The sequence below is a fragment of the Parendozoicomonas sp. 2304DJ65-17 genome, from assembly GCF_058148445.1.
The window spans coordinates 506,302-529,519 of sequence record NZ_JBYVJV010000003.1; the positions used below are offsets into that span (position 1 = coordinate 506,302).

20 protein-coding genes are annotated in these 23,218 nt (G+C 49.3%); 6 read left to right on the forward strand and 14 right to left on the reverse strand.

The genetic code is table 11. From position 1 onward, the window contains the following. Window positions 1–14: 14 nt before the first annotated feature. From ACY2RR_RS11595 to ACY2RR_RS11620, 6 genes are all read right to left on the reverse strand, one after another. Window positions 15–1,379, reverse strand: a complete 1,365-nt coding sequence (locus tag ACY2RR_RS11595; protein WP_490108304.1) for an MATE family efflux transporter — start codon at window positions 1,377–1,379, stop codon at window positions 15–17. A gap of 131 nt (window positions 1,380–1,510) precedes the next feature. After that, entirely contained in the window at window positions 1,511–2,452 is a 942-nt protein-coding gene (gene gcvA, locus ACY2RR_RS11600) for a transcriptional regulator GcvA (protein ID WP_490108305.1), read from the reverse strand. A gap of 137 nt (window positions 2,453–2,589) precedes the next feature. Further along, window positions 2,590–4,089: a CoA-acylating methylmalonate-semialdehyde dehydrogenase gene (locus ACY2RR_RS11605; protein WP_490108306.1), complete on the reverse strand. Its 1,500-nt coding sequence runs from the start codon at window positions 4,087–4,089 to the stop codon at window positions 2,590–2,592. A gap of 108 nt (window positions 4,090–4,197) precedes the next feature. Next, window positions 4,198–5,358: an iron-containing alcohol dehydrogenase gene (locus tag ACY2RR_RS11610; protein WP_490108307.1), complete on the reverse strand. Its 1,161-nt coding sequence runs from the start codon at window positions 5,356–5,358 to the stop codon at window positions 4,198–4,200. 80 nt (window positions 5,359–5,438) lie between these two features. After that, window positions 5,439–7,025 carry a BCCT family transporter gene (locus tag ACY2RR_RS11615; protein WP_490108308.1) on the reverse strand — a complete coding sequence of 529 codons (1,587 nt, stop codon included), beginning with the start codon at window positions 7,023–7,025 and terminating at the stop codon, window positions 5,439–5,441. Continuing rightward, window positions 7,022–7,504 (reverse strand): universal stress protein, encoded by a 483-nt coding sequence (locus tag ACY2RR_RS11620; RefSeq protein WP_490108309.1) that lies wholly within the window; start codon window positions 7,502–7,504, stop codon window positions 7,022–7,024. The genes ACY2RR_RS11615 and ACY2RR_RS11620 overlap by 4 nt, the downstream gene beginning before the upstream one ends. Window positions 7,505–7,972: 468 nt before the next feature. Between ACY2RR_RS11620 and ACY2RR_RS11625 the strand changes: the two genes are divergently transcribed. After that, a complete protein-coding gene (locus ACY2RR_RS11625) occupies window positions 7,973–10,486 on the forward strand; it encodes a CoA transferase (protein WP_490108310.1) in 2,514 nt (837 codons plus the stop codon). 70 nt (window positions 10,487–10,556) lie between these two features. Here ACY2RR_RS11625 and ACY2RR_RS11630 read toward each other — a convergent pair whose 3' ends face one another. The 3 genes from ACY2RR_RS11630 to ACY2RR_RS11640 form a co-directional block, all read right to left on the reverse strand. After that, window positions 10,557–10,877 carry a GNAT family N-acetyltransferase gene (locus ACY2RR_RS11630; protein WP_490108311.1) on the reverse strand — a complete coding sequence of 107 codons (321 nt, stop codon included), beginning with the start codon at window positions 10,875–10,877 and terminating at the stop codon, window positions 10,557–10,559. Further along, a complete protein-coding gene (locus ACY2RR_RS11635; protein WP_490108312.1) occupies window positions 10,874–11,062 on the reverse strand; it encodes a hypothetical protein in 189 nt (62 codons plus the stop codon). The genes ACY2RR_RS11630 and ACY2RR_RS11635 overlap by 4 nt, the downstream gene beginning before the upstream one ends. A gap of 129 nt (window positions 11,063–11,191) precedes the next feature. Continuing rightward, on the reverse strand, window positions 11,192–11,419 hold the full coding sequence (locus ACY2RR_RS11640) for an SHOCT domain-containing protein (RefSeq protein ID WP_490108313.1): 228 nt from the start codon (window positions 11,417–11,419) through the stop codon (window positions 11,192–11,194). A gap of 243 nt (window positions 11,420–11,662) precedes the next feature. Here ACY2RR_RS11640 and ACY2RR_RS11645 point away from each other — a divergent pair, with 243 nt between their 5' ends. After that, window positions 11,663–12,124 (forward strand): hypothetical protein, encoded by a 462-nt coding sequence (locus ACY2RR_RS11645; protein WP_490108314.1) that lies wholly within the window; start codon window positions 11,663–11,665, stop codon window positions 12,122–12,124. Here the strand turns inward: ACY2RR_RS11645 and ACY2RR_RS11650 are convergent. Beyond that, window positions 12,121–12,558 (reverse strand): hypothetical protein, encoded by a 438-nt coding sequence (locus ACY2RR_RS11650; RefSeq protein WP_490108315.1) that lies wholly within the window; start codon window positions 12,556–12,558, stop codon window positions 12,121–12,123. The two genes, ACY2RR_RS11645 and ACY2RR_RS11650, sit on opposite strands and share 4 nt — an antisense overlap. A 92-nt stretch (window positions 12,559–12,650) precedes the next feature. Continuing rightward, on the reverse strand, window positions 12,651–13,802 hold the full coding sequence (gene yiaY, locus ACY2RR_RS11655) for an L-threonine dehydrogenase (protein ID WP_490108316.1): 1,152 nt from the start codon (window positions 13,800–13,802) through the stop codon (window positions 12,651–12,653). A gap of 209 nt (window positions 13,803–14,011) precedes the next feature. Between yiaY and ACY2RR_RS11660 the strand changes: the two genes are divergently transcribed. Further along, entirely contained in the window at window positions 14,012–15,067 is a 1,056-nt protein-coding gene (locus ACY2RR_RS11660; protein ID WP_490108317.1) for a hypothetical protein, read from the forward strand. Between the two features lie 43 nt (window positions 15,068–15,110). Here ACY2RR_RS11660 and ACY2RR_RS11665 read toward each other — a convergent pair whose 3' ends face one another. Continuing rightward, a complete protein-coding gene (locus tag ACY2RR_RS11665; RefSeq protein WP_490108401.1) occupies window positions 15,111–15,389 on the reverse strand; it encodes a peptidylprolyl isomerase in 279 nt (92 codons plus the stop codon). Window positions 15,390–15,608: 219 nt separating this feature from the next. On the opposite strand from ACY2RR_RS11665, the gene pgm reads away from it, so the two are divergent. The 3 genes from pgm to ACY2RR_RS11680 all read left to right on the forward strand — a co-directional run bounded on the left by pgm (window position 15,609) and on the right by ACY2RR_RS11680 (window position 20,527). Beyond that, window positions 15,609–17,243 carry a phosphoglucomutase (alpha-D-glucose-1,6-bisphosphate-dependent) gene (gene pgm, locus ACY2RR_RS11670; protein WP_490108318.1) on the forward strand — a complete coding sequence of 545 codons (1,635 nt, stop codon included), beginning with the start codon at window positions 15,609–15,611 and terminating at the stop codon, window positions 17,241–17,243. 266 nt (window positions 17,244–17,509) lie between these two features. Continuing rightward, on the forward strand, window positions 17,510–18,958 hold the full coding sequence (locus ACY2RR_RS11675; protein ID WP_490108319.1) for a carbon starvation CstA family protein: 1,449 nt from the start codon (window positions 17,510–17,512) through the stop codon (window positions 18,956–18,958). 192 nt (window positions 18,959–19,150) lie between these two features. Continuing rightward, on the forward strand, window positions 19,151–20,527 hold the full coding sequence (locus tag ACY2RR_RS11680; RefSeq protein WP_490108320.1) for an 8-oxoguanine deaminase: 1,377 nt from the start codon (window positions 19,151–19,153) through the stop codon (window positions 20,525–20,527). Between the two features lie 30 nt (window positions 20,528–20,557). On the opposite strand, the gene ACY2RR_RS11685 is transcribed toward ACY2RR_RS11680, so the two are convergent. Both ACY2RR_RS11685 and ACY2RR_RS11690 read right to left on the reverse strand, forming a co-directional pair. Further along, window positions 20,558–21,955 (reverse strand): hypothetical protein, encoded by a 1,398-nt coding sequence (locus ACY2RR_RS11685; RefSeq protein WP_490108321.1) that lies wholly within the window; start codon window positions 21,953–21,955, stop codon window positions 20,558–20,560. Between the two features lie 96 nt (window positions 21,956–22,051). Next, complete coding sequence (locus ACY2RR_RS11690; protein WP_490108322.1) at window positions 22,052–23,212, reverse strand: hypothetical protein; 1,161 nt, start codon at window positions 23,210–23,212, stop codon at window positions 22,052–22,054. Window positions 23,213–23,218: the final 6 nt, after the last annotated feature.

Below are 23,218 nucleotides of genomic sequence, written 5' to 3' on the forward strand. Positions count from 1 at the left end.
TATAGGTTTTGGTTTTAAAAAGCACCTGTTTTTACTGCTAAGTACCTATTTTTTGACCTCAAACGTACGGACTCCTGCCTGAGAAGAAACAGCGAACACAATAAAGTCAGAACCTCAGTAGCGGGAGCCACAAGCCAGATACCGGTTTCACCGAGAATTTCAGGCAAAACCAGAAGCAACACACTTACCAGCACCATGCCCCGCAATAATGAAAGTGCTCCGGCATGGAATGGCTTCTCCATAGCGGTGAAGAACCCGGAAATCACGATATTGAGCCCGGTGAACAGAAATGCAGAACCGAAGATCAACAGAATATTTACTGAACGGTCTATCATCGCCCGTTCATTGAGGAACAGTGTCGCAATCTCATTCCCCCAGAACGACACCACCAGATAAGCCACCACACCACAGATAACAGATATTTTAATTGTTAGGGTAACAACAGCCCACAGTTCCCAGTTCTGACCACAGCCTCTTAAATAAGTGACGATTGGCTGCATACCCTGAGTTAAACCAATCATAGTCAGAATCATCAGGTTATTGACGTAACCCACCACACTGAATGCGGCCAGGTCTGCTGCACTTAGTCGGGACATAATCACTGTATTAAAGGCCAACAGAACAACACCAGCAGACACTTCGGTAATACAGTCAGGAATGCCAACTTTTATGAAACTCATCAACTCTCTGGCTGCAGGCATAACCCGCATAAAGCGAATGGTTCCCTTAGCACAGAAGAAATGGGTGATCAGTAAGCTGGCCTGCAGTATCTGGGCACTGCCCGTGGCAATTGCCGCGCCCCGCAACCCCATTCCCATACGGATCACCAGAATATAATCCAGCACAATATTTGTAAGAGCGGCGAGCAGAATGGCACACAGTTCCTTGCGGGGGAAACCGTCGAACTTAACAAATACCTCCATCGAATAAGACAACATGTAAAAGGTATTGAAGATCAGCAGGGTTCCGAGATATTCCGCAACAAGCCCGACCAGTTCTCCTTTAGCTCCCAGCAAGCGGGCAACAGTTTCAATATTGAAATAACTGATTAAACAAACAGAGGTACCCACAACAGTCAGCGTATAAAACGCCATGGAAAAAATTCTGCTGGAAGCCTGATTATCACCCTCACCCTTTTTGCAGCCGGCCATAGTTGCGGCGCCGATAGTGATGAGGATAGTAATCGCGTAAAGAACACTGATAAAAGGAAGGGTAAGGTTTACAGCAGCAAGAGCCTCTGGGCCAACACCCTGACCAACAAAAATACCATCCACCATGGTATAAAGCGCAAGAACCCAAACCGCCATGGTTGAAGGAAGTGCATAGCGGAAAAGGGTTCGGCCGGTGCCATCCCGGGCAAGGTCGATCGACTTGGACATGAATTTCCTGAAACTGATAAAGAGTGTTCGGGAATCAGAGTGTGAAAAAAGTGAAGAAAAACCTATTCCTAGAAACCATGACTTAGCTTCGGTTTAACGCAACCACTCTAATTTTAAAAACCTAACACTCATCATTCGGTCTCGAGAGTTTCAGTCAGGCTTTCATTTAATAACCAGTCACGGAATATCCCAGCATTTGGATGAAGGTACTGGTGAGATGGATAGGCCAGATAAAATGATTCCGAAGTTTTTACCCGGTAAGAGAGCGGTGCTACCAGCCGCCCATCCTCAAGCATGGATTCCACCAGCGACGTGCGGCCAAGAGCAATACCCTGCCCGTGAATAGCCATTTCCAGAGCGGTAATCAGTGTATCGAATTGCATGCCTGGTGTTTTCTCACAGGGTTCGTGACCAATTTCCCGGAACCAGTAGCCCCAGCCTTCTTCATAGCCAATCACATGTAACAGAGTATGTTCAGCCAGCTGTTCAGGAGTGGTAGGGAGTTCAATATGTTCTGCGAGTTTCGGACTGCAAACTGGCAACAGCTCATCATCTGTCAGCCGATCAGCTTTCAGGCCCGGCCATTGTCCCTTGCCATAACGAATCTCCATATCCGCTTCTTTGTCCTGTTCTTTAACCCAGATATTACTGGTAAAGCGGATGCCGATATCCGGATAGAGTTTTCGAAAACGCTCCATTCGGGGGGCCAGCCAGGTAGTAAAAAATACCAGGTTAACCCTGACCGTTAACTGCCGGCTCCGCCCCTGACCAAAAAGCTCTTCAGTAGCGGCCGCCAGTCGTTCAACAGATTCATGAACAACCGGCAGATAAGCCAGACCGGCTTCCGTTAATTCCAGCCCTCTCGGCAAACGTTTAAACAGTGCCACGCCCAGTTGAGATTCCAGACCTTTAACCTGTTGGCTTATAGCGGCCTGGGTGAGGTTCAGTTCATCAGCAGCGCGGGTAAAACTCAGATTGCGGGCTGACGCTTCGAAAGATCTCAGCCAGTTAAGAGGAGGAAGTCGCTTTTTCATTATCGTGTTCACAGCCGGACTACTCGGTGCAGTATTCACTGTTCCATCCTCTGTTTCAGCAGTTTTTTGTTACCGGTACGCTCTTAAAACAAAAAGGGCCACCCGGAGGTGGCCAAATGTCCTGTGCAGGGACAGGAGTGCTCACAATCAGACTTTGTTTTTTAAAGCCTGCTCTTTTACTTCATAGTGGGCATGGAGAACTGTGCTCCTTCTCGCACACCCGCAGTTGGCCAGCGCTGAGTAATGGTCTTACGACGGGTGTAGAAACGTACTGCATCCGGGCCATAGGCATGCAGATCACCAAACAGGGAACGCTTCCAGCCACCAAAGCTGTGGTAAGCCACGGGCACTGGCAGAGGTACGTTAATACCCACCATGCCGACTTTAATATGATCGGAGAAGTAACGGGCGGCTTCACCGTCACGGGTAAAGATGCAGGTGCCGTTGCCGTATTCATGATCATTGATCAGATCCATTGCTTCCTGCATAGAGTTCACCCGCACAACCTGCAGTACCGGGCCAAAGATCTCTTCCTGGTAGCTGGTCATTTCTGGTGTCACCTGATCAATCAAGGTGCCACCAACAAAGAAACCATCGGCATAGCCATCAACTTCAGGGTTACGACCATCAACAATCACCTGGGCGCCCTGCTGTTCAGCGCTGTCGATATAGCCCACCACTTTCTGCTGGTGCTGACGGGTAATGACCGGACCAAAGTCGTTTTCACTGTTGGTGTAAGCGCCAACCTTGAGGGACTTCATCGCTTCGGTCATTTTACTGACCAGTGCATCAGCGGCCTGATCACCAACCGCAACCGCCACAGACAGCGCCATGCAACGCTCGCCAGAAGAACCAAACGCCGCGCCCAGCAGCTGGTTAACCGCGTTATCCATATCTGCATCCGGCATAACAATGGCGTGGTTCTTGGCACCACCCAGTGCCTGACAGCGTTTACCGTTGGCATTGGCAGTGGTATAGATATACTCAGCAATCGGAGTGGAACCGACAAAGCTGACTGCTTCTACCCGCTGATCATGCAGCAGAGTATCAACGGCTTCTTTGTCACCGTTCACCACATTCATAACCCCGTCAGGCAGACCGGCTTCCTGCAACAGCTGGGCAATAAACAGCGTTGAGCTGGGGTCACGCTCGGATGGCTTCAGGACAAAGGTGTTACCGCAGACAATCGCCATAGGGTACATCCACAGCGGTACCATCACCGGGAAGTTAAACGGAGTAATACCGGCGACTACACCCAGAGGCTGGAACTCACTCCAGGAGTCGATGTTCGGGCCAACATTCTTGCTGAACTCACCTTTCAGCAGTTCTGGCGCGCCACAGGCATACTCAACATTTTCGATACCACGCTGCAGCTCACCGGCAGCATCGTGGGAAATCTTGCCGTGTTCGGCACCAATCAGCTCACAGATACGATCGGCATTCTGCTCCAGCAGTTCCTTAAAGCGGAACATAATACGGGCACGCTTGATGGGTGGGGTATTACGCCAGGCCGGGTAAGCCGCTTCCGCAGCAGCAATGGCTTCTTCCACAGTCGCCTTGGAAGCCAGCGCAACCTTCTTTTCAGGCTGGCCAGTGGCCGGGTTGTAGACATCCTGGAAACTTCTGGCGTCTTCTACCAGTTGGCCGTTAATCAGGTGGCCGACAGTGCTGCTCATAACTCAATCCTCAGTTTTTATTCTGTGCGTGTTTGGTACTGCTGTTGTGTGTTTGGTACTGCTGTTGTGTGTTTGGTACTGCTATAACCAGTCTGGTGAGGTGTGTACTCAATTCCAGAGCTGGCCGTAGATTTCGATAATTTCATCCACGGTAGGTACCCGTGGATTATTGCCTGGAGAACCGGAAGCCAATGCCTGCTCCGCCATCACGGCAACAGAGTCAAAGAAGGTATTGCGGTCGATACCAAACTGCTCCGGCGAAGGCACCTGCAGTTCATCATTCAAGGCCCGCAGTTCCTGCAACAGTCTCTGATTAGCCTGCTCATCAGAGTCACTTTCACTGGCGACGCCCATAGCTCGGGCACAATCGGCATAACGTTTCGGCGCAGCGGGGATGGAAAACTCGGTTACGGCCGGCAGCAACATGGCATTGGATAAACCATGGGGTACATGGAATTGCGCACCGATAGGACGACTCATGCCGTGTACCAGAGCCACGGAGGCATTGGAGAAGGCCACGCCCGCCAGAGTGGAGCCCAGCATCATCGCTTCCCGCGCTTCTTTATCAGCACCATTGTGATAAGCACGGCGCAGGTTAGGCGCGATCAGGCGCATAGCTTCCAGCGCCTGGGTGTCACTATATAAAGAAGCCTTCTTACTGACGTAAGCTTCCATAGCGTGAGTCAGCGCATCAATGCCGGTATCAGCGGTAGTACGCGGAGGAACACTCAGGGTGAGATTAAAGTCCACCAGAGCAGCGACAGGCATAAAGCCCACGCCAACGCAGAGCATCTTCTCATCACAGGTTTCATCGGTAATGATGGTAAAACGAGTCACTTCCGAGCCAGTACCAGCAGTTGTGGGAATCGCCACAATGGGCAGGCCCGCTTCATTGGTAATACGGGGGAATTTGTAGTCCCGCATCTCACCACCGTGCTGGGCCAGAATGGCAATGGCCTTGGCACTGTCGATCGGACTGCCACCACCAAGAGCGATGATGCAGTCATAATCTCCCTCACGGGCTGCGGAGACACCCACCTGAATAGAGGCCACTGTCGGCTCAGGGATAGTGTCCGAGAAAACACCGGCCTTCATATTCTCACCGGCCAGTACTTCTTCGATGGCAGCGACATAACCCAGCTGCACCATCATGGCATCAGTGATAATTAATGGTCTCTGGCAGCCCAGGCTGCTGAGGATGCCGGGCAGTGCCTGACTGGCACCTTCACCGACCTGCATAATGCGCGGCAGAACCACTTGTGTAGACATAACCCACCTGTTGGTAAATGTTTCAGTATTTCAATAAGGTGCCACCTGAGCGGCACCTGTCATAGATAACAAATCAAGAGTTATTGAGAGGCTTTCGCTGCTACAGCATCCTGATAATCTTCACGGCCTGGCAGCGGCTCTTCACGCAGTGCTTTGAATAGGCCATAGACCGCCAGCAGAACAATGATCGAGAACGGCAGTGCAGCAACAATGGAAGCGGTCTGTAGAGCTTTTAGGCCACCAGCGAACAGCAATACCCCAGCAGCAGCACCAATCGACAGTCCCCAGAACACCCGGTAACGAGCTGGTGGATGTTCATCGCCCATAGAGACCAGAGTACAGATCACCAGGGTGGCAGAGTCGGCAGAGGTTACAAAGTAGGTCACCAGCATAACTGTGCAGATACCAGCCATCATCACCACTACAAACTTGCTTTCAACCAGCAGTTCAATGGTTTTGAACAACGCCATGGTGATATCGTTGTTTACCGCTTCAGTCACACCACCGTCACCGAACAGTTCCAGATACATGGCACTGTTACCGAAGATGGTAATCCAGAAGGCAGCCAGTGTCGTTGGAGCAACCAATACACCCAGCACAAACTCACGGATAGTACGGCCCTTGGAGATACGGGCGATAAACATGCCTACGAATGGCCCCCAGGCCAGCCACCAGCCCCAGTAGAAGATGGTCCACCAACCCTGCCACTGACTCTTGGGGTCAGGGTCAACCCACAGGCCAAGGGACACTGCATTCAGCAGGTAGTCACCGGTGTTAGTAAAGAAGGCACCCAGTACATAGGCAGTCGGCCCGAGAATAATAAACAGCCCCAGAATCACCATGGTCAGCTGCATGTTGAACACGCTGAGGATACGAATACCCTTGTTCAGGCCAGTCAGTACAGAGCCAGTGGCAATGACAGAGATCACCGCAATCAGCAGCACCTGGTTGGACGTCGACACTTCAAAACCAAACAGGTAATCCAGGCCGGCATTCATCTGCTGGGCACCAAGGCCGAGAGACGTGGCAATACCAAATACCGTACCAAACACTGCCAGCAGGTCAGCCGCATGACCGATAGGACCATAGATACGATCACCAAAGATGGGGTAGAGACTGGAACGGATGGTGATAGGCAAACCTTTACGGTAAGCAAAGTACGCCAGAATCAAACCGGTAATGGCGAACAGACCCCAGCCATGCAACCCCCAGTGGAAGATGGAAATACGCATGGCAATCTGCGCGGCTTCCACAGTCATGGCATTCTCAGCGGTAATAAATGGATTGCTCTGGAAGTGGTAAATTGGCTCCGCAATACTCCAGAACAGAATGCCGATACCGATACCGGCACCAAACAGCATGGAGAACCAAGCAAAGTTGCTGAATTCCGGACGGTCGTCGTCTTTACCCAGGCGAATATCGCCGTAGCGGCTGAACACCAGCCATACCGACATAGCCAGAAAAAACGACATCAGACCGATGTAATACCAGCCCAGGTCCCGGGCAATAAAATTCTTGGCAGCGTTATAGATTCCGTCGGCATACTCCGGATCAGCCACGGTAAACAGAATAAAGGCCAGTACCACCAGGGCTGAGCCAATCGCCATAACCGGGTTGGCACCTGCCAGAATCCCGGACTGTGGCAGCGTATTATTGTTATTGTTCATGCTGCAAAACCTTTGTTATTACTGGTATTGCCAATGCTCGCCGGCTCCCGCACCACCATCACGGAACAGGTGGCATGACGGGTGACATGAGCAGCATTGGCACCGATCAGATAATCGGTAAAGTCCGGGCGGTGGGAAGCCATCACAATCAGGTCTGCCTGAGCCTTATCAGCAGCCTTCAGCACTTCCCGGTAAATCTTGCCCTGTCCAACATGGACTTCAGCGGAGATCTGGTGCGGAACATGTTCATTCACCAGCTCCAGCAATTCACGGCGACCGTTTTCACGCAGTTGCAGATCAACACCTTCCGGCAGCAAAGCTGCCACAGCCGGCAGCTCGGCATTGGGCACAACGGTCAAAACATGAAGGGTCGCGCCATGATTACGCGCCTGCTCAACAGCAATCGGTAACGAGTATTGCCAGGTGCTGTCGTATGCAGGATTCAAAGGAATCAAAATATTTTTATATTTATTATTCATAGCTTGCCCTTATTCAGGGGCTCTTATGCAAGAGCATTAAAATCAACTCGGTGGAGCTTTTAATTGTTCTATCCACCAGCAGTATTAGGCAGGGTCATTATCAGTAAGCCCCACACAAATGAGAAACAATAAAAAAAACACCTAAGACCCAATAATATTTATGGCTCGTATTCTTTCTGCTTCTTTATGGCTAGCGCTGATAGATACTCCTCTCACCTAAACACCACAACAAACTGACAAAAACTTTATGTAACTACTGTGTAACAACATATAACAGCACAGACCTGTTTCCTTAAGGTCGATAAAGGAAATCCGCTGATATAAAAAAAACAGGGTCTCAGGGTGTTTTTTTATTGCTGGTGGAAGCACACCCTGATTCATAAGATTTTCGCGAACCCAACAAGACCGCAATAACCAACAACAGATTTTGCAAACCGCTTATCTGCTTTTTATCAAGAGGTTTCTCTGGTGCAAAACAATAACAAATTGCCACTGGCAGGCGTTCGCGTTGTCGACTTTGGACAGCAGATTGCAGGTCCTGCTGTCGCCATGGTACTGGCCGATCTCGGTGCCACCGTTGTACATATTGACCCACCCGAAGGCCCCATCTGGGATCACCCGGCCAATGCTGTTCTTAACCGTGGCAAAAGCTGCCTGAAGCTGGACTTGAAGTCTGAACAGGGTCTGGCACAGGCTCATGAACTCATTGCCCAGTCAGATATCGTTATCGAAAGTTTCCGCCCGGACACTATGACCAAACTGGGCATTGATTTTCAGGTCCTGCGAGCAGAGCGCCCTGAACTGATCACCCTGTCTGTACCCGGTTTTGCCAGTAACGACCAGCTGCGCCGTGAATGGAAAGCCACCGAAGCAATCGTCGCTGCCACTGCCGGTGCCTTTACCGATATGGGCTTTAACCGGGTGCTGATGGGTTTGAACCCCAGCTTCTCCCCACTGCCACTGGCCTCTTCCTATGCCACATCCCTGGCGGCCAGTTCTGTTGTTCTGGCGCTGACCGCACGGGAAAAGAGTGGCCGTGGTGATCATATTGAAGTACCGATCATTGCTGCGATGATGGAAGGTCTGTCTTACAACTCCTACGTTGTTGATGGCCTGCCTGAGCGTTACAAGACCATGCGTGAACATGAGATTGAACATCGCAAGAGTAATAATATTCCTATGGATCTCAGCTACGAAGACCTGCAGGAATACCTTGATCCGTTCTATCGCACCTATGAATGTGCTGATGGTCGTATGTTCTACTGCGTATGCCCTTCTCACCGCAACCATGCCAAACGCTGCCTGCAGGCACTGGGTATTTATGAAGATTTAGTTGCTGAAGGCCTGCCCGATGTAAAAGACCTGCACTTGCCTATTAACGAGTGGGACGGTGAAACCTCTATCGGTGTTTACCCACTGCCGAAGAAATGGGCCGATATCATCTCTGCCAAGATGAAAAAAGTGTTCCTGACCAAAACCTCTGAAGAGTGGGGCCGCATTTTTGGTGAAGGACAGATTCCCGGTGCTCCTCACCGTACCACGCAGGAATGGGTTAACGATACGCATACCAACACGGCTGGCCTGATTGTAGAAGTCAACGACCCGGAATACGGCCTGATGAAACAGCCTGGCCCGATTGCCTGGCTGGAAGAATTTGCCGATCAGATGGTTACTCCACGACCACGCAAGCAGGTGACCTTCGAAGAAGCGCTGGCAGAACTGACTGCCGTTGCCGCTCACGAGGAAATTACTCGACCAACGGGAACGGCTGTTCAACCGTCCGACAATAAAGGTTGGCTTGAGGGTCTGCGAATTCTGGATCTAACCAATGTTATCGCAGGCCCGCATTCAACCGCTTTCCTCAGCCGCTTTGGTGCTGAAGTGATTAAGCTTGATCCGGTTACCCCACTGTACGATCCGCTGATCGGTACCCTGTTCACCTTCCAGACCGGTGTAGGCAAGCACAGCGCGCTGGTTGACATCATGAGTGAAGAAGGTCGTGAAGCGTTCAACCGCTTGGTGCGCTCTGTGGATCTGGTAGTGATTAATGCACCAGAACGTCAGATGAAACCACTGGGACTGGACCATGACAGTCTGCAGGCGGTAAATCCTGGCGTACTGTTCTGCCGCCTTGACTGCCTGGGCGGCCCTCTGCCCGGACCAAAGACCAACTACATCGGTTATGATGATATTATCCAGGCCAACAGTGGCATTATGAGTCGCTTCGGCGGCCCTGCTACTCCGGAAGAACATGCCCACCTGGGCACTCTGGATGTTAACTGTGGTTTCTCCGGCGGCCTGGCAATGGCGGTATCTCTCTACCATCGTCAGAAGACTGGCCAACCTACCCGTGGTCGTACATCCCTGTCTGCGGTCACCAACCTGGCTCAGGTACCTTTCGCCTTTGATTATGAAGGTCGTGCGCCCTTTAATGAGCCATCTGGCCGTGAAGCGCTGGGTTACCACGCCCTGTCTCACTTCTACCAGACCAGCGAAGGCTGGATCTATCTGGACAGTGCTGAAAGTGAGCTGGACAAGCTGGAACAGGTGGAAGGTTTAAGTGGTGTCTCCCAGGCCGAAGACAGAGCCGCATTCCTGAAAGCAGCTTTCTCTGGCGCTCCTGCAGAGTACTGGGCAGAAGTGTTGCAGGAAGCCAATATTGCCGCAGCAGTACCCCAGGCGATTGAGCACCTGCGTGAACAGTACAGCCGGGTAGCTGACCAGACTCCAGGGCTGGATAAAGGTAGCTTTGCCTTCTCTATCTATCCGGATCACCCCAGTGGTCACTGCATTACACAGATTGATCACTATTCCATCCGTCCAACAGATGCCAAGGTGATTGCTGCGACTCCAACTGAACGCTTCGGTAATTCAACCCGGGAGATTCTTGCTTCCGTGGGTTACAGCGATCAGGAAGTGGAAAGTATGATTGACCGTGGTATCGCCGGTCTGGGATGGGGTAAAGAGTTCCTGCCCAGTTAATCCCTATCGGGATTAAGCTCGCTGAGGCAGTGGCCTGCGTGTGATCCACGCAGGCCATTTTATTTTCTGTTCAACTGCACTCGTTTGGGTTTATACGACCCATGTAGTAAACACCGGCATAGTTACCATCGCGGAAGGCATAGCAAGGTGCTTCGCCTTCAATAGTAAAACCATAATTGGTGTAGAGGCGAATCGCTGGCTCGTTATCAGTAAACACGGTTAATTCAATCCGTTTCAGGTTAAGCCAGTTATCAGCCAGATCCAGAGCTGCCAGCATAAGGCGACCACCCACTCCCTGCCCCTGCCAGCTTTCTTTAACCATCATGGCAAGATTCGCCACATGCTTTCTTCTGGGGTTTGGGCAGACATCCAGAACAATATTACCAATCACTTCATTGCCACTTTGAGCAACAAGGCTGCGTAGGTTTTCCGGGATATCAGCCAGACGCTTTCCCAAAGGTCAAGGGAAGGAAATGGCAATTGAAGGGTGCCATAGGTGACACTTTTACCGCCAAAAATTTCATGAATGGCGGGAAAGTCTGCTTTCTCTGCATGGCGAATTATTATGCTATCCATTGTCAGCTTCTCCTTAACTGCGCATTTCCTCCCATCGTTTCATTACCAGCATCTGGCGACTATAGGTAGAACTTACTAAATCATTCACGTGCCGATTTAAGTCAACACGTGAATGTCTGCTGTTTGTAATTAAGACAAATTTTTCTTTCGGGAATTAAACTCAGCTTCATCAATCTCGCCGCTGGCATATCGATCCCTGAGAATCTGCATGGCCGTATCTGCGGTTGGTGAACCTGTAGAAACAGTCTTAGAACCACTAAAAATTCGCCACATCACAAAAAGAAATAAGGCGAACATCAACATACCGAAAGGCATCATAAAAAAGCCGTGCCCGTGGGCCATATCAAACCAGTGCATATATCCCCCGTCGTTAGTCCCGCTCTGCTAACTCAGGTCATGTTATTCCTCTCAATGAAGAGGGTAAACAGCCCATGACTCTTTGATACAAAGCCATACAGGTTCGTGAAAACCTTTAGGCCGATGAAAGTTCGAAAAAATACAATTTTTAATAATTTTTCCCGCAATGCCCTGTTTAAAACAGAACATTTCCGGTATTCATATCAACAAACAGATAAAAACAACAAACATAGGGGGACAACGATGAAATTACTGACAGCTGTGGTTGTTGCCTTAACAGTTAGCCAGCCGCAACCAGAGGCTTTTCAGGAAGGGGATCAGAGGCTGCAGGGAACATGGCGTTCAGATCGTGACAAAACCATGGTGTCCGTTGAAAACTCAAGCCGTATAACACCGGCACGGCGGGAAGCACTCGAGCGAGATGTCGGTGAAATGTCGCTGATTTTCAGACGTGGCAAAACAGCGGTGATGCTGGATGAAGTCATTTCTGATTATTACAACTACAGCATCCTGAATTATGAAAACGATGCCATTATGCTCAGCATCGGTCCTCTGCTTCATAAGGTGAAAGCATCGTATACCTTTGAAGATGACTGCATATATATGAGGGATGTTTCCCAGGATTACCGGGAATACTTTTGCAACGAACAAAAGAAGCAGAAGCTGAATAAACAGAAGGAACAGCAGCTTATTGCGGGGCGCTAAATTTTAGCCTGACCAATTCCGTAAAGAATAACTGTGGCAATAGCCATAATAACGGAAGCAATATGCCAGACATTATACGGCTCACGCATTAAGACAATGCCAACAGCAATGGAGGTTGTCAGTATAGATATGACCGCATAAGGCGTATAAATACTGGCACTTCCATAAACATACATCCAATAAAAACCCATATAGGTAATAAACAGCCCTACCCCGCCAGCAATAGCCATTACCAGATTTTGTTTTAACCAGATTACCTCTCCTCCTTGACTGAAAATAACAGCACTTCCAAGCAGTAAGAGTGAACAGGTCACGCTGACGCAGAACATCACCAGAAAAGAATTTGTCGAAGCTCCCATGCAGCGTTGACTGTATACAAATAATGCATTCCCTAGAGCGGCAATGGTTGCGAAAAGCATGGCTTTGTATGGCACCAACTAATCCTTTTGAGCATTAAGATGAAAGCCGGAACAACCCTTAACAGGTTACTCCGGCCTGATAAATCAAAAGCTCAACCCAGAGAGCCTCAGAAAGCGCCTTCAAAGATTTCGATGATCTCTTCTTTGGTTGCCTGAATAGGATTGGTCAGGCCACAGGCATCTTTTAGAGCATTATCCGCAAGGGTTGAGAAGTCCTTCTCCTTCACACCCAATTCGCTTAAACCATCGGGAATACCAATATCCATAGACAACCCCTGAATCTCAGTAAGCGCACTGTCTGCACCTTCCCGGTCAGAGATGCCAGAGATATCAACACCCATAGCGGCCGCGACCCTGGCCAGTTTCTCCGGGCATACTCGGGCATTAAAAGCCTGAACATGGGGCAGAAGGATGGCATTACACACGCCATGGGGGAGATCATAAAAACCACCCAGCTGGTGCGCCATAGCATGCACATAACCAAGACTGGCACTGTTAAACGCCATACCCGCCAGTAATTGTCCGTAAGCCATCTGCTCCCGGGCTTCCATATTATCTCCGTCGTATACAGCTGTTCGCAGCCATGTGGAAATAAGTTCCACCGCCTGTAAGGCGCAGGCATCGGTCACAGGTGTTGCCGCTGTTGAGACATAAGCTTCAACGGCATGGGTCAACGCGTCCATTCCTGTTGCGGCTGTTAATGAACGGGGCATTCCCTGCATCAGGGCAGGATCATTCACCGACATAGTTGGTGTGGTGTTTTTGTCGACTATCGCCATTTTCACATGACGGTCTTCATCGGTAATAATGCAGAAGCGAGTAATCTCACTGGCAGTTCCCGCTGTTGTGTTTATACATACCAGTGTCGCCTGAGGCTTGGATGACTGATCAACGCCCTCATAATCTTTGATATTGCCACCATTACTGGCTACCAGCGCAATACCCTTGGCGCAGTCGTGAGGTGAACCACCTCCCAGAGAGATCACGCAGTCACAACCTGCTGACTGAAACTGCTTCACGCCATCTTCAACATTTTTAACCGTAGGGTTTGGTTTGGTTTCGTCGTATATCTCACAGGTGATACCGGCAGTGCCGAGTTTTTCAACCACTTTCCCAACCAAACCAATATCCACCAATACTTTATCGGTAACCACAAGGGCTTTTTTCAAGCCCAGTGTACTGATATCACTGATGGATTCTTCAAGGCAGGTAGAACCCATGTGGTTCAGGGCGGGCATATAAAAACGATAAGCGCTCATGGCAGTACACCTCTGATGAACTGCGACAAGCATAGGAGTTAAGGGAATTTTTTCTAAGTAGTGGCGACAATATACTGACACTTCCCGACTGACACCTGCAGTTTCTGCGCAACAAAAAGTCCGTCAGTTACCCGCGATACCAGAACTGACGCTTAATCCTTGCATTGATCTAGTTTGAGAAAAGGAGAGTCTTTTTCCAGGAGCGGAAAATGAGAAGTTTACTATCTGGGTTATTGATCGCTGGCTGCCTGCTAACGGGTTTGGTTCCCTACGCAGAGGCCGAAGAGTGCGCCAATCGCCACCCGGAAAAAGTAAAAAAGGGCCATAAAGACTGGAAAATCGCAGGGTTACTATTCGGTCGCTACGATGCCAATAATGGTAATTCTTCATACTTCTTCACTGGAGGAGGCCTGCCAAAAGAACCTGGCAATTATCTTTCCATCAAAGTTAAGTTAAATCTGCAAAAAAAACCGGATGCTGCCAACAAAATCAAAACTCAGCTCAACCACGCTTCAATGGCCATACATTACGGAGTCCCCTACCTGGATCATGCTGGCAACTTGTATGACACCTATGTAGCGTTAGATGCATTTGCTGCCTACGAACATTTCGAACACACCGAGTCCCACGGCGCTCACCAAAAAGAATTTAAAGAAGCCTGCAGTATAAAACGTGGCAAAAAGGCAAATCAGAAGTTCCTGTCAGGCTATGTCATCGCCGTTGAACGTAAAGGCTTCAGTGGCTGGACCCGCAGTTGTAACGTTATGGTCAGCCCTGGCGGAACACAAAAAGAGAATCGACGAGAGCTGCTTTATTACCGGGAAAAAGAAACCTGCTATTACCGAGATGGAGATTGGCTTCCAAGCTGTACCACTGAGAAGATTCCAGTCTACCGCTACTATCAGGTCGATGTGCCAGCCCGAACCCTTCTCGTTGCCCACAGTGAAGAAGCTTGTCGCTTTGCAGAGGACACTGGGTGGGCGCAGGTTAAAGTCACAATTGATTACTCAGTCAATAAACATAGCGGTGCGAAGAACCCTAATGAAACGGTTATTCATAAAATCATCGTTCAGGATTCCACTCAAAGCACACCTAAAAAGCCTAAAGGGTTACCTGATGAGCCCGATGGCTCTGGCGAGCTCGATGAACCCGGTGAGTCTGGAGAACTTGATCAGCCTGGCGAACCTGATGAATCTGGCGAGCTCGATGAATCTGATGATTCCAGTGAACCCGATGAATTTGAAGAATCATCTGGTCAGTTTTAACGTCAAAGGGGCTGAAACCCTGTGAAGGTTTAGCCCCTGTCATTCATTGTCTATAAATCGTCTCAATCAAATGAAAACCAAACTTGGTTTTTACCGGTCCATGAACTTTTAACACTGGTTTTTTAAACACCACATCATCAAAAGCCTTAACCATCATGCCCGGACGAAACTCTCCAAGATCTCCGCCCCGTTTACGGGAGTTACATTGAGAATATTGTTTCGCCAATTTGCCAAAATCCTCTCCCTTCGCCAGCCGGGCTTTGAGTTTTTCCGCTTCTTCCCGGGTTTTCACCAGAATATGTCGGGCGCAGGCAATAGCCATCATCCACCTCTTTGTTCGTCTGCAAATTGTACATTTTCAAAACAGGGGCGCACCTTACTCTGATCAAAGCGCACAATAAAGCTGACGGATGCCCCGTATCCATATAACCGCTTATTCAGTAACAATCGAAAACAAGAACTGATTTTCAATAGCCGCACAGGTACTATTCTTGCTTTCAATTTTTACCATCTTTCGTCATTGAATAGGGAGATCACTGTCGTGCATCCACTCGCCGGCCAACCGGCCCCGTCCGACAGCCTTGTCAACATCCCAAGACTGGTCAGCGCTTATTATGCTGAACAGCCAGATCCCAGCGAACCGGCTCACCGGGTGGCTTTTGGCACCTCCGGTCACCGTGGCAGCGCTTTCCGCTGCACCTTTAACGAGCCTCATGTGCTGGCAATTACTCAAGCGGTGTGCGAATACCGGGCATCTGCAGGTATTACCGGGCCGCTGTATATTGGTATGGACACCCATGCTCTGTCTGAAGCCGCTTTTACCAGCGTCATGCAGGTGGCTGCAGCAAATGGCTGCCAGGTTTATTACCAGATAGGCCGAGGTTATACCCCCACACCGGTTATCTCCCATGCCATTGTTTGCCATAACCGCAATTCTGAGTTACAGGCGGATGGGATTATTATTACTCCGTCCCATAACCCACCTGAAGATGGTGGCATCAAGTACAACCCGCCCCACGGTGGCCCGGCAGAAGGTCCGGTGACCAAATGGATTGAAAACCGTGCCAATGAATTAATGGCTGATGGTTTGACTGGTGTTAAGCGTTTGCCTGCTGTGGAAGCGATGGACGCTGAAAACATTCACGCCCATGACTACATCCTTCCCTACGTTAAAGACCTGGATCAGGTTCTTGATATGGAAGTCATTGCCAAAGCCAACCTGAAAATCGGTGTAGACCCTCTCGGTGGTTCCGGTATGGCCTACTGGGATGTGATTGCCGAACACTACGGACTGAATATTGAGCTGGTGAACCGGACTATTGATCCATCGTTCAGCTTTATGCGTCTGGATAAAGACGGCGCTGTGCGTATGGACTGCTCCTCGCCCTGGGCGATGGCTGGTCTGGTTGAGCTGAAAGATCGCTTTGATATTGCAGTTGGTAATGATCCTGACTACGACCGCCACGGCATCGTGACCCGCTCCATGGGATTAATGAATCCGAACCATTATCTGGCGGTAGCAATTGACTACCTGTACCAGCACCGGAAGGGCTGGCCCGCCTCGGCTAAGATCGGTAAAACCCTGGTTTCCAGTTCACTGATTGACCGGGTAGCTGACGGCATTGATCGTGAAATCTGTGAAGTACCTGTAGGTTTTAAATGGTTTGTTGATGGTCTTTGCTCCGGTGACATTGCCTTTGGTGGTGAAGAAAGCGCCGGAGCCAGTTTTCTGCGCAAAGATGGTACCACCTGGTGTACCGACAAAGACGGCATCATTCTCGCTTTGCTGGCCGCTGAAATTACCGCCGTTACCGGCAAAGATCCTGGTGAGTATTATCAGGAGCTGGCCAACAAATACGGCGAGCCGGTTTATGCCCGTATTCAGGCTCCTGCGGATATGGAACAGCGCAAGATTCTTTCTGGCCTGAATCAGGAGATGGTTAAGGCTGATACCTTGGCTGGCGACCCCATCACTCAATGCCTGACCGAGGCTCCCGGCAATAGTGCTGCAATTGGTGGTTTAAAGGTTGTTACCGAAAACGGCTGGTTTGCTGCCCGTCCTTCCGGCACTGAACCTGCCTATAAAATCTACGCCGAAAGCTTTAAAGGCGCGGAGCATCTGGCTCTGCTGCAGGAAGAAGCCCAGCAACTGGTTGCGGATGTTTTTGCCGGTTAATTCATGTTTCACCCACACTGGCAGCGATTGCTGTCAGTGTTCTTGTTTTCCCTTCCCACGCTGCTCCTGACAAATAACATTTAAAAACTTTCAGATTCTCAATTCTCGACTAAATTTCCACTCGGGTTATTCCGTCTGGCGGGATTTATAACAATACGGTTATTGATCCCTCAGCAAGAAAACCGCTTACTTTTATACGGCACGACAACAACAAGACCAAACCAGCACAAACCGATGGACATGTATGACTTCTCGGGGAGGGTAGTATGACCTGGTTCTTACTTTGTACGGCCTTATTAATTGCCGGTTATTTCCTTTACGGTTCTTTTGTAGAACGTGTCTTCAAAATCAACGAACGCCGCAGAACACCTGCGTTCACCAATCAGGACGGGGTTGATTACGTCCCTCTTCCCAAACGCAAAGTCTATTTAATTCAGCTGTTAAATATTGCCGGTGTTGGTCCTATTTTCGGCCCAATTATGGGTGCTCTTTATGGCCCCGCAGCCATGCTGTGGATTGTTGCTGGCTGTATCTTTGCCGGCGGTGTTCATGATTACTTTTCCGGCATGTTATCTGTCCGCCATCAAGGGCAATCCATTCCTTCTCTGGCGGGTCATTACCTGGGCGACTGGGCCAGACGATTTGTGAATATTTTCGCCATCATCCTGTTGTTACTGGTTGGCGTGGTGTTTATTTCAGCTCCCGCTGGTTTGCTGGGCCGCCTGACCGGTTACAGCGAATTAATGTTTATTGGCCTGATATTTACCTATTACTTTATCGCCACCATTGTTCCCGTAGATAAAGTGATTGGCCGTATCTATCCCTTGTTTGGTGTGTTGTTACTGTTTATGTCGGTAGGCATGACTCTGGCATTGCTGTTCTCAGCACAACATTCCACCTTACCGGGTTTTACGATTTCTGATTTCTTCCACAATTTAAATCCCAATGATATGCCGCTGTGGCCTGCATTGTTTATCACCATTGCCTGTGGAGCGGTATCTGGCTTCCACGCCACACAGTCTCCACTGATGGCCCGTTGCATAGAAAATGAGAAGAACGGACGCTTTGTTTTCTACGGCGCGATGATCGGCGAAGGTTTAATCGCCCTGATCTGGTGTGCTATCGCCCTCTCCTATTTTGGTGGCGTGGATGGTTTGAATAACGGTATGGCAGGTAACCCCGCCAATGTGGTTTATGAAGCGTCCAATGGATTAATGGGAGAAGTGGGTGGATTTATTGCGGTTCTCGGGGTGATTATTTTGCCAATCACTTCTGGGGATACGGCCTTCCGTGCAGCTCGTCTGGTTTTGGCAGAATGTTTCAATATCAAGCAAACACACCTGTTTCGCCGCTTAATTCTTGCTGTGCCGATGTTTATCGCAGGTGGAATTCTTACTCAGGTAGATTTTGGCATTATCTGGCGCTATTTCGGTGTCGCAAACCAAATCACCGCCGCCATTATGCTATGGACAGCTTCAGCCTATCTTTTGCAGAACGGCAAGCTACACTGGATCAGCACAGTCCCCGCCATGTTTATGACCACGGTCGTATTTACCTTTCTGCTGAATTCTTCCGTTCTGGGTTTTGGGCAACCCATTCTTATAGCGACCGGCATTGGTTCTCTTCTAACTCTTATTATCACCATTGCTGTCGTGAGGCGGGCACAGGGTGGCAGCGGATTAGGCACCCGCCTGCAAAATCCTGACTTAGGGTGATAATTTTCTCTGGATCAGGGATGACCCAGAGCAACACATTATCCCAATAACGGGAATATCTTTTCGCTTCAGGCAGATTAACACGCGAGTCACTGCCATGTATCACTGCAAACCAGCTGGTGCATGGCCTGTATTTATAAAGCCAAATGTCGTGCACAGCGGAGCAACTCTCTCATTTTGTGAGGCGCTGTTATGTCTGAAACTATATCTGAAGCAATGCCTGAAAAAGCATTGTGGATCAAAAACCCTCTGGCCTGCTTTACCGCGAACACTGAAAATGCCGACAATGGTATTGTGATTCGTGGGAAAACCATTGTTGAACTTGTTCCTGCTGGTAAAGAACCCACTGTCACCGTTGATTCTGCTTTTGATGCATCCCGCCATGTTCTTCTGCCTGGATTAATTAATACCCACCATCATCTGTACCAGACACTTACCCGTGCCTACCCACCAGCCCTGAATAAAAGGCTGTTCCCATGGCTGCAGACTCTTTATCCGGTATGGGCAAAACTGCAGCCAGACCTGCTGCATACCGCCACCCAATTAGGCCTGTCAGAATTGATATTGTCTGGGTGTACAACAGTGGCCGACCATCACTACCTGTTTCCCAATGCCCTCACGGAAGCTATTGATATCCAAGTAGAAGCCAGCAGAAGCATTGGTTCACGGGTTGTGTTGACTCGGGGTTCCATGAGTCTTGGGAAAGATCAGGGTGGCCTGCCCCCACAAAGTACCGTGCAATCAGACGACACTATTCTGAAAGACTGCGAACGAGTGGTAAAAGCCTTCCACGACCCTGAAGAAGGCTCCAAAGTTCAAATAGCGCTGGCACCCTGCTCACCATTTTCTGTAACTACAGAACTAATGAAACACACCGCCGAACTTGCCCGCCAATACGGTGTTCGCCTGCATACCCATCTGGCAGAAACTAACGATGAAAACAGTTTCTGCCTGCAACAGTTTGGTATGCGGCCACTGGATTATCTCGAATCTGTTGGCTGGCTGAGCAATGACGTATGGCTGGCCCATGGTATTCATTTCAACGATGAAGAAGTGAAACGGCTGGGAGATGCCGGAACAGGTATTTGTCACTGTCCATCTTCCAATATGATTCTGGCATCAGGCATTTGTCGTACAAAAGAACTTCAGGCTGCTGGCGCAAAAGTTGGCCTCGGTGTTGACGGCTCAGCGTCTAATGACTGTTCCAATATGATTCAGGAAGTGCGTCAGGCACTGCTGATAAACCGGCTGCGTTATCAGGCTGACGAAGTGTCTCATGAGGACGCGCTTTACTGGGCCACCAAAGGTTCCGCTGAAGTGCTTGGACGCAATGACATTGGCGAACTGGCTCCCGGCAAACAGGCGGATATTGCTCTGTTTAATCTTGATGAACCTCGATTCTCAGGAGCCCATGATCCACTAGCAGCGCTGGTTATCTGCGGCGCTCATCAAGCCGATCATGTTATGGTTCAGGGACAGTGGAAGGTTCAGAACAAAGAGTTGCTGAATGTAGATATGGTTCAACTTCAGAAAAAGCATCACCAGGCAGCCTGCATGCTGGTTGCATAACCCGAAACAAAAGAACCGGCCTGACTGATGTCAGGTCGGTTTTCGTTTGCCTTTATTCAATGTCATGGCGATTTCAAGCTTGCCATTTTCAGGCGGCTGCCCCGGCTTAAAGACAATGGTCTTCTTCATAGACAGGTGAGATTTTTTGTCATAAACAATATCGCCACCCAGTTCCGGGATTGAGGGGCGCAGCTCCGGAGTTGAATGAATTTCAAAGGTTACGGAAACAGTGTCTCCTTCCCGGTTAATCTTCAGGAGTTTCTCTCCAGTGTTCACACTGAATACGCCCCAGTCTCCCATTGTCTGTTGCTGCCCAAGAAAAAACAGGTAATTCATGTCGTTCAGCTGTGTTTGATTCAGGTGGGCAAGAATCTCCATCTGCTGCTGAGTATCCAGCCCTTCCAAAAAGCTCAGGGTTTTCTCTTCTATACGATTTCTTAAAGCCTCACGTTTAGGCTCACTGGTCCCGACACTCAGCTGCTCCAGTTCCTCTTTGGTACTATCTACAGGTTTTCCGGAATAGAAAAACTGCATTTTCTGGCGCAGCAAATCCACCCGCCCCTGATGGGAGTAACCTAAACGCCCACTTTGCTCATATGTCGTTTTTATAGCGTCCAGCTGATCAGCAATCGTCTCTTCTGTCGCCTTTTTCAGCGCATCAGCGCCTTCAGGTTCTGAAGGGAAATGCTCAAATGTCTGGCGGGGAGCGAGCATATTCTGTCTGGCCAGATCACAGCAGAGAAAACAGAACTCGCGCTTACTCTGCTCTGTTGGGAATAATCCATGACTCTTATGCACATCCCGATACAGAAACATAAGCCCGGCGACCCGGTCAGATACCTGTTCGCTATAGATATGGTGTGAAACTGGTAGCCAGTATTCTTCAGGCATCAGATTTATAGCCAGCGTGCCAAGCTGGTTCACACACTTGTGCAGATAAATCCGATTGTTATTCACCTCTGCCCTGAACAGCCCCCGGTAAAACTCCGGCATATTAACCAGTTGGGATAAGAGGTATTCCCTGACTTCCATTACCAACTGAACGGACTCAATGGGAACTCTAGAAGCCTTTAACAGATCATCCAGTTCAGACAGGGAATGGTTCAAAGCCAAACAATCCTGCTGGCGATTCTTACCACTCTTGCGCAGTTCCAGGATTCTTTGCTCAATATCCTGTTTCAAGGATTGGGCTTTCTGCCAGTTTTCTTCAGCTTCCAGTACTTCCTGACTTTCACCACAGAAACCGCTATCAACAGAATCTTCTCTGGATACTCCCTGAGTAAAAGATGTTTCCGCAGTCTGCACAGGCCGGTCATGAAGACTTGGCGATGTATCGTCTAAGGCATCTCTTTGAGGTGTATAACGCACAGCATCGGAATGAGAGTCAAAAGAGACTCCCGGCTTGCCAGATTTTCTGGGCGACCCCAAGTGTTTTGTTCGTGGTTGATACCGAGAAGATTGAGATCCGGGAATTCTGGGCATGATGTGGCGTCCTGCCAGTCACTATCCTTTTAGCGTAGAAAATTATTGTTCACTTGAAACTTTCAACTGAACAGTACCATCTCCCATTAAGACTGGCAGATAAGGTTTATGGGAAAATTTCTCCTGTCGGTCATAGGACTTATGAAAATCAGCCAACATAATCCCAATGCCTAGGCCTATCAAAGACCATACGGAACGTTTCTTTGTTGTCCAGTCTCTTGTCAGCCAGAAAACAACCCCACCAGCAATTTCCAGTGGCACAGCCACCGTGCCAAAGCTGTATCCATCCGGTGTTGGTTTCCCCATAAGAAGCGAAGGGATTATGCTATGCATAGAAACAATTGCGGAGTAAATCTGGCCGATTTTTGATTTTATGGTTCCGGAACCCGCTTCCCAGGATGATCCTATTGTGCGACTGGCCCAGTCGTATAAAAACTCGTAATTACTTACATTGGTTCTATCAAGATGAAGGCCATACCCAGTTCGTAGTGCTACTCCTACTGCTGAACCGGTTACATTCTCTTCATTCTCAAAACGCCATGGAGTACATACAAGCTGCCCTTCCAGGGTGCAATCCCCGTGAACCTCTTCAAGTGCTACGCCCTTTTGGCGAGAAGTAATATTGTCATTCAGGTAAGAATTAACCCATTCGCTGTATTCTTCAACGCTGTAGCTCTCAGCTCTGAAACCCTGTGCATCATTATTTTCAGGAGGGGCAATGCGACTCAGCCAGAAATCAGTATTTTTGTGTTGATAATAAGGCTCAACTCTTTGTTGCGGTTTTCCGGTTTCTTTATCAACTTTCAGGCTAACAGCCTTGCTGCGGGTGGTCAGCCACAGATCATGAATGGTGTTATCAAAACATTCCCGTGAGAGCCAGGGAAGTGCACCGACAAGAATGACTCCTCCTGCACCAGACACATCCGCATGCTGATAGAGGTATTCTTTCAGGGCCTCGAGGCTCTCAACATTCTGGGAAGCTGGAACCCGGAGATTAACGTTCCATCCTTCATCAACAATTTGATCAACCCATTCATCCAGCAGAAAGGAGTGAATATGCGGATGAAGACCCGGCTCAACAATGATGAGAACCTGTCTTGTCACTTCATCTTTTTTAGCAACAGTTTCAGCTGCCAGAAGGCTTTCCAGTGAAACCAGAAGAAGAACGAAGGTCGTTATTATTTTTAAACTGAAACGCATCATCAGAAC